Annotated in this window: 4 protein-coding genes and 3 pseudogenes; all 7 read left to right on the plus strand. The window is 65.4% G+C overall.

The genetic code is table 11. The features are described from left to right. Positions 1-372: pseudogene (locus J0F76_RS19510) on the plus strand (S-(hydroxymethyl)glutathione synthase); the annotation flags it as partial. An 89-nt stretch (positions 373-461) separates the two neighbouring features. Continuing rightward, positions 462-1592 (plus strand): S-(hydroxymethyl)glutathione dehydrogenase/class III alcohol dehydrogenase, encoded by a 1131-nt coding sequence (locus tag J0F76_RS19515; protein WP_207472053.1) that lies wholly within the window; start codon positions 462-464, stop codon positions 1590-1592. 77 nt (positions 1593-1669) lie between these two features. Beyond that, positions 1670-2308: an ATP-dependent Clp protease proteolytic subunit gene (locus J0F76_RS19520; protein ID WP_207472054.1), complete on the plus strand. Its 639-nt coding sequence runs from the start codon at positions 1670-1672 to the stop codon at positions 2306-2308. A gap of 207 nt (positions 2309-2515) precedes the next feature. After that, on the plus strand, positions 2516-2827 hold the full coding sequence (locus J0F76_RS21295) for a GNAT family N-acetyltransferase (RefSeq protein WP_341351629.1): 312 nt from the start codon (positions 2516-2518) through the stop codon (positions 2825-2827). Continuing rightward, positions 2817-3650 (plus strand): S-formylglutathione hydrolase, encoded by an 834-nt coding sequence (fghA, locus tag J0F76_RS19530; protein ID WP_207472055.1) that lies wholly within the window; start codon positions 2817-2819, stop codon positions 3648-3650. Before J0F76_RS21295 ends, fghA begins: the two co-directional genes overlap by 11 nt. Positions 3651-3817: 167 nt before the next feature. Continuing rightward, positions 3818-5614: pseudogene (locus J0F76_RS19535) on the plus strand (methanol/ethanol family PQQ-dependent dehydrogenase); the annotation flags it as partial. Between the two features lie 185 nt (positions 5615-5799). Further along, positions 5800-5988, plus strand: a pseudogene (locus J0F76_RS19540) (hypothetical protein); the annotation flags it as partial.

The raw sequence follows: 5988 nt of genomic DNA on the forward strand, positions 1-5988 counted from the left end.
TCGCGCGACGCGGTCGAGGTCCTGGAGAACGGCGACAAGCTGCAGGTCGTCAACAAGGACGCGCCGATCCAGCGCTATGCCTGCAAGGGCTGCGGCGTCCACATGTACGGCCGGATCGAGAACAAGGACCACCCGTTCTACGGCCTGGACTTCGTGCACACCGAACTGTCGGCCGAGGACGGCTGGTCGGCCCCCGAATTCGCGGCCTTTGTCAGTTCCGTCATCGAATCGGGCGTCGATCCGTCGCGGATGGACGGCATCCGGTCGCGCCTGCGCGAGCTTGGGCTGGAACCCTATGATGCCCTGTCGCCACCGCTGATGGATGCCATCGCAACCCATGTGGCCAAAAGGTCCGGCGCGCTGGCGGCTTGACGCCGGCGGCGACCCCAAACAGAACGCAGGGGGCCGCCATGCGGCCCCCATGGCTTTGACCGAAAGTCCGAACGGATAGGAGAGTGACGATGAAAACCCGTGCCGCCGTAGCGTTGGAGGCGGGCCGCCCGCTGGAGGTGATGGAGGTCAACCTGGAAGGCCCGAAAGAGGGCGAGGTGATGATCGAGATCAAGGCCACCGGCATCTGCCACACCGACGAGTTCACCCGCTCGGGCGACGACCCGGAAGGCCTGTTCCCGGCAATTCTGGGCCACGAGGGCGCGGGCGTGGTGGTCGAGGTCGGGCCGGGCGTCAGGACGCTGAAGCCGGGCGACCACGTGATTCCGCTTTATACCCCCGAATGCCGCGAATGCCCGTCCTGCCTGTCGGGCAAGACCAACCTCTGCACCCGCATCCGCGCCACGCAGGGCCAGGGGCTGATGCCGGACGGCACCTCGCGCTTCTCCATGCCCGATGGCACCATGATCCGCCACTACATGGGCTGCTCGACGTTTTCGAATTACACCGTGCTGCCCGAGATCGCGGTGGCCAAGGTGCGCGAGGACGCGCCCTTCGACAAGATCTGCTATATCGGCTGCGGCGTGACCACCGGCATCGGCGCTGTGATCAACACCGCCAAGGTCGAGATCGGCGCCAAGGCGGTGGTCTTCGGCCTGGGCGGCATCGGGTTGAACGTGATCCAGGGCCTGCGGCTGGCGGGCGCGGACATGATCATCGGCGTGGACCTGAACAACGACAAGAAGGAAATGGCCGAACGCTTCGGCATGACCCATTTCGTCAATCCGAAGGAAATCGACGGCGGCATCGTCCCCCATATCGTCGAGATGACCAAGACCCCCTTCGACCAGATCGGCGGCGCGGACTATTCCTTTGACGCGACCGGCAGCACCAAGGTGATGCGCGACGCGCTGGAATGCACGCATCGCGGCTGGGGCCAGTCCGTCATCATCGGCGTGGCGGCAGCCGGGGCCGAGATCAGCACGCGGCCGTTCCAGCTTGTCACCGGGAGGGTCTGGAAAGGCACGGCCTTTGGCGGCGCGCGGGGCCGGACCGATGTGCCGAAGATCGTCGACTGGTACATGGACGGCAAGATCGAGATCGACCCGATGATCACCCACACCATGCCCCTGGACGACATCAACAAGGGCTTCGACCTCATGCACAAGGGCGAAAGCATCCGCTCGGTGGTGCTTTACTGATCGTTCATCCCTGCATAGGTAAAAGAACGGCGGGGCCATGGTCCCGCCGTCGCCATGAGGAATAAAGGAGCAGGCCGATGGGTCACCAGTGGCTGGACGATGACGACGACGAACCGGAAGAGGACGACCGGCGCCACAAGGGCGACAAGGACGAGGGCCTGGGCCTGCCCGAGGGCGACAAGATCGGCAAGCTGTACTTCAAGTCGCGCACGGTGATCGTCGCGGGCGCCATCAACGACAAGCTGGCGCAGCGCACCGTGGCGCATCTGCTGGCCCTGGCCGAGGATGGGGACGGGCCGATCAACATGCTGATCTCCTCGCCCGGGGGGCACGTGGAATCGGGCGACATGATCCATGACGTGATCAAGTTCATCCGCCCCACCGTGCGCACCATCGGGTCGGGCTGGGTGGCATCGGCGGGCGCGCTGATCTTCGTGGCCGCGAAGAAGGAAAACCGCTACTGCCTGCCCAACACGCGCTTTCTGATCCACCAGCCCTCGGGCGGGATCGGCGGCACGTCCTCGGACATGATGATCCAGGCGGAACAGGTGCGCCTGATGCGCGACCGCCTGAACCAGATCTTCGCCGAGGCGACCGGCCAGACGGTCGAGCGGATCGAGAAGGACACGCAGCGCGACTTCTGGCTGAACACGCAGGAGGCGCTGGATTACGGCCTTCTGGGCAAGGTGATCCGCAGCGTGGACGAACTGGCATGACGGCAAAGGGCGGGGTGACGATCCGCCCCGCCACCCAAGCCGATCACGATGCCATCTGGGCGATCCTTGGGCCGGTCTATCGCGCGGGGGAAACCTATTGCATCCCGCGCGACATTTCCCGCGACGACGCGCTGGCCGACTGGTTCGCCGCGCCCTTCACGGTCCTTTGTCGCCGAAGCCGAGGGCCGTATCCTGGGTACCAGCCATGTGGGGCGCAACCGGCCGGGTCCGGCGGCCCATGTCGCCAATGCCAGCTTCGCCACCCATCCCGATGCGCGGGGCCGGGGCGTCGCCCGCGCGCTGGTGGGCCATGCCAAGGACTGGGCGCGCGGCCAGGGGTTCCGGGCCATGCAGTTCAACTTCGTCGTTTCGACCAATGCCGATGCCGTCCATTCGTGGCAGAAGGCGGGATTTGCCATTGTCGGCCGCCTGCCCGGCGCGTTTCTTCACCCCCGGCATGGCTATGTGGACGCGCTGGTCATGTTCCACGACCTGACAGGAGCAGCCGATGACGCTTGAAACCCTTTCCGAGAACCGCAGTTTCGGCGGCACGCAGGGCGTGTATCGCCACCGCGCGCAGGCGACCGGCACCGACATGACCTTCGCGGTCTTCATGCCGGAACTGGTGGCCCACGAACGCGTGCCGGTGCTGTGGTACCTGTCCGGCCTGACCTGCACGCACGAGAACGCCATGACCAAGGCCGCCGCCCAGCAATGGTGCGCCGAGGCCGGGATCGCCATGGTCTTTCCCGACACCTCGCCCCGTGGCGACGACGTGGCCGACGACGAGGCCTATGATCTGGGCAAGGGCGCGGGCTTCTATGTCGATGCGACCCAGGACCCTTGGGCGCCGCATTACCGGATGTGGCAATACATCGTCCACGAGCTGCCCGAACTGGTGGGCGACAATTTCGCCATCGACCGCGACGCCATGGGCATCACCGGCCATTCCATGGGCGGGCACGGCGCGCTGACCATCGCCATGACCCATCCCGACCGCTACAGGTCCGTGTCGGCCTTTGCGCCCATCGCCAATCCCACCGAATCCGATTGGGGCCAGAAGCAGCTTGGCGCCTATCTGGGCGACGACCGCAGCACCTGGCGCGCCCATGATTCCACCATCCTGATGACCGAAAAGGGCTTCCCGCGCGAGGTGCTGATCGACCAGGGCAGCGCCGACCAGTTCCTGGACAAGCTGCGTCCCGAGGCCCTGGCCCAGGCCATGATGGCGCGCCGCCAGCCGGGGCAGTTCCGGATGCAGCAGGGCTATGACCACAGCTATTTCTTCGTGCAAACCTTCATGGCTGACCATGTGATGTGGCACGCCGAGCGGCTCTTGTAAGGTGTTTGCCGATCATTCCCGACCGCCCTGGTTTATTCACCCTAAGACTTTAGGGGTAAGTGCCAAAGCGTCGCATTGACGCAAGAGGGTGTCGGTCAAAGAGTGTCCTCAGGACGGCGCGGGAGGAGGAGCCCGCTGCCCGCTTCCATACAGCGGAGGAGCACTTCATGAAAAGATTGCTGAACAGCACGGTCGCCGTGCTGCTTCTGACGGGGACGGCTGGGTGGGCGAACGACAGCGTCCTGGCCGAAACCGCAAAGCCCGAACAATGGGCGATCCAGATGGGGAACTACGCGAACACGCGTTATTCCGAACTGGATCAGATCAACCGCGAGAACGTGGGCGACCTGCGGGTGGCCTGGACCTTCTCGACCGGCGTGCTGCGCGGCCACGAGGGCAGCCCCCTGGTGATCGGCGACGTGATGTATGTCCACACGCCGTTCCCCAACAACATCTTCGCGCTGGATCTGGCCAATGACGGCAAGATCCTGTGGCGCTACGAGCCCCAGCAGGACCCGGAAGTCATCGCGGTCATGTGCTGCGACACCGTTTATCGCGGCGTGGCCTATGCCGACGGGCTGATCCTGTCGCACCAGGCCGACACCACCCTGGTCGCCCTGGACGCCAAGACCGGCGAGGTCAAGTGGCAGGTCAAGACCGGCGATCCCGCCATCGGCGAGACGAACACCGCGACCGTGCTGCCGGTCAAGGACAAGGTGATCGTCGGCGTCTCGGGCGGCGAATACGGCGTGCGCGGCCGCGTCACGGCCTACAGCCTGGCCGACGGGAAAGAGGTCTGGAAGGCCTATTCCACCGGCCCCGACGCCGAGATGCTGGTCGATCCCGAAAAGACCACCCATCTGGGCAAGCCCATCGGCGCGGACAGCAGCCTCAACAGCTGGGAAGGCGACCAGTGGAAGATCGGCGGCGGCACCACCTGGGGCTGGTATTCCTATGACCCGGATCTGAACCTGATCTATTACGGGACCGGCAACCCCTCGACCTGGAACCCGTCGCAGCGTCCCGGCGACAACAAGTGGTCGATGACCATCATGGCCCGCGACGCCGACACCGGCATGGCCAAGTGGTTCTACCAGATGACGCCGCACGACGAATGGGACTTCGACGGCGTCAACGAGATGATCCTGACCGACCAGGAGATCGACGGCCAGCCGCGCAAGCTGCTGACCCATTTCGACCGCAACGGCCTGGCCTATACCCTGGACCGCGAGTCGGGCGAACTGCTGGTGGCCGAGAAGTATGACCCGGCGGTGAACTGGACCACCGGCGTGGACATGGATCCGAATTCGGAAACCTATGGCCGCCCGGCCGTGGTCGCCGAATTCTCGACCGCGCAGAACGGCGAGGACGAGAACACCACCGGCATCTGCCCGGCCGCCCTTGGCACCAAGGACCAGCAGCCGGCGGCCTATTCGCCCAAGACGCAGACCTTCTACGTGCCGACGAACCACGTCTGCATGGACTATGAACCGTTCCGCGTCGCCTATACCGCGGGCCAGCCCTATGTCGGCGCCACCCTGTCGATGTATCCGGCCCCCGACAGCCACGGCGGCATGGGCAACTTCATCGCCTGGGACAACGTCGAAGGCAAGATCAAGTGGTCGCTGCCGGAACAGTTCTCGGTCTGGTCGGGCGCGCTGGCGACGGCGGGCGACGTGGTCTTCTACGGCACGCTTGAAGGCTATCTGAAGGCCATCGACGCCGACACGGGCGAGGAACTTTACAAGTTCAAGACCCCGTCCGGCATCATCGGCAACGTGATGACCTATGTGCAGGGCGGCAAGCAGTATATCGGCATCCTGTCGGGCGTCGGCGGCTGGGCAGGCATCGGCCTTGCGGCGGGCCTGACCAACCCGAACGAGGGTCTGGGCGCCGTGGGCGGCTATGCCGCGCTGGCGGACTATACCGAACTGGGCGGCCAGTTGACCGTGTTCGAACTGCCGGGCGAGGCTTCGGCCGCGGCGGAACCGGCGGCGGAACCCGCCCCGGCCGAAGGCGGCACCAGCGGCTAATACTTTCGGCCCGCTAACGTAAACTTGCACTGGGAAACGATCCCCCCGCGGTTAAGCTGCGGGGGGATTTTTACCTGCGGAGGACGGGTAAATTGGAATTTGGGAGGAATGACAGCATGAAAGCCATCACCAGCCTGACGGCGCTGGTCCTGGGTGCCTCGCTGGCCGCCACGGCCTTGGCGCAGGAGACGACGACCCCCGCACCCGCCGCGGCGGGTGCCGGTGCGGCGGCGGCCGCGTCCGGCAATGCGCCTGCCGCCGAAGCTGTCTCTTATACACATCTGACGCTGCCGACGACTCCTTAC

Source organism: Paracoccus fontiphilus, assembly GCF_017356265.1.
GTDB classification, from domain to species: Bacteria; Pseudomonadota; Alphaproteobacteria; order Rhodobacterales; family Rhodobacteraceae; genus Paracoccus; species Paracoccus fontiphilus.

Excerpts from the sequence above, each read along its gene's own strand:
- J0F76_RS19515 (WP_207472053.1), top strand. The coding sequence starts at position 462 with ATGAAAACCCGTGCCGCCGTAGCGTTGGAGGCGGGCCGCCCGCTGGAG.
- J0F76_RS19520 (WP_207472054.1), top strand. The coding sequence starts at position 1,670 with ATGGGTCACCAGTGGCTGGACGATGACGACGACGAACCGGAAGAGGAC.
- fghA (WP_207472055.1), top strand. The coding sequence starts at position 2,817 with ATGACGCTTGAAACCCTTTCCGAGAACCGCAGTTTCGGCGGCACGCAG.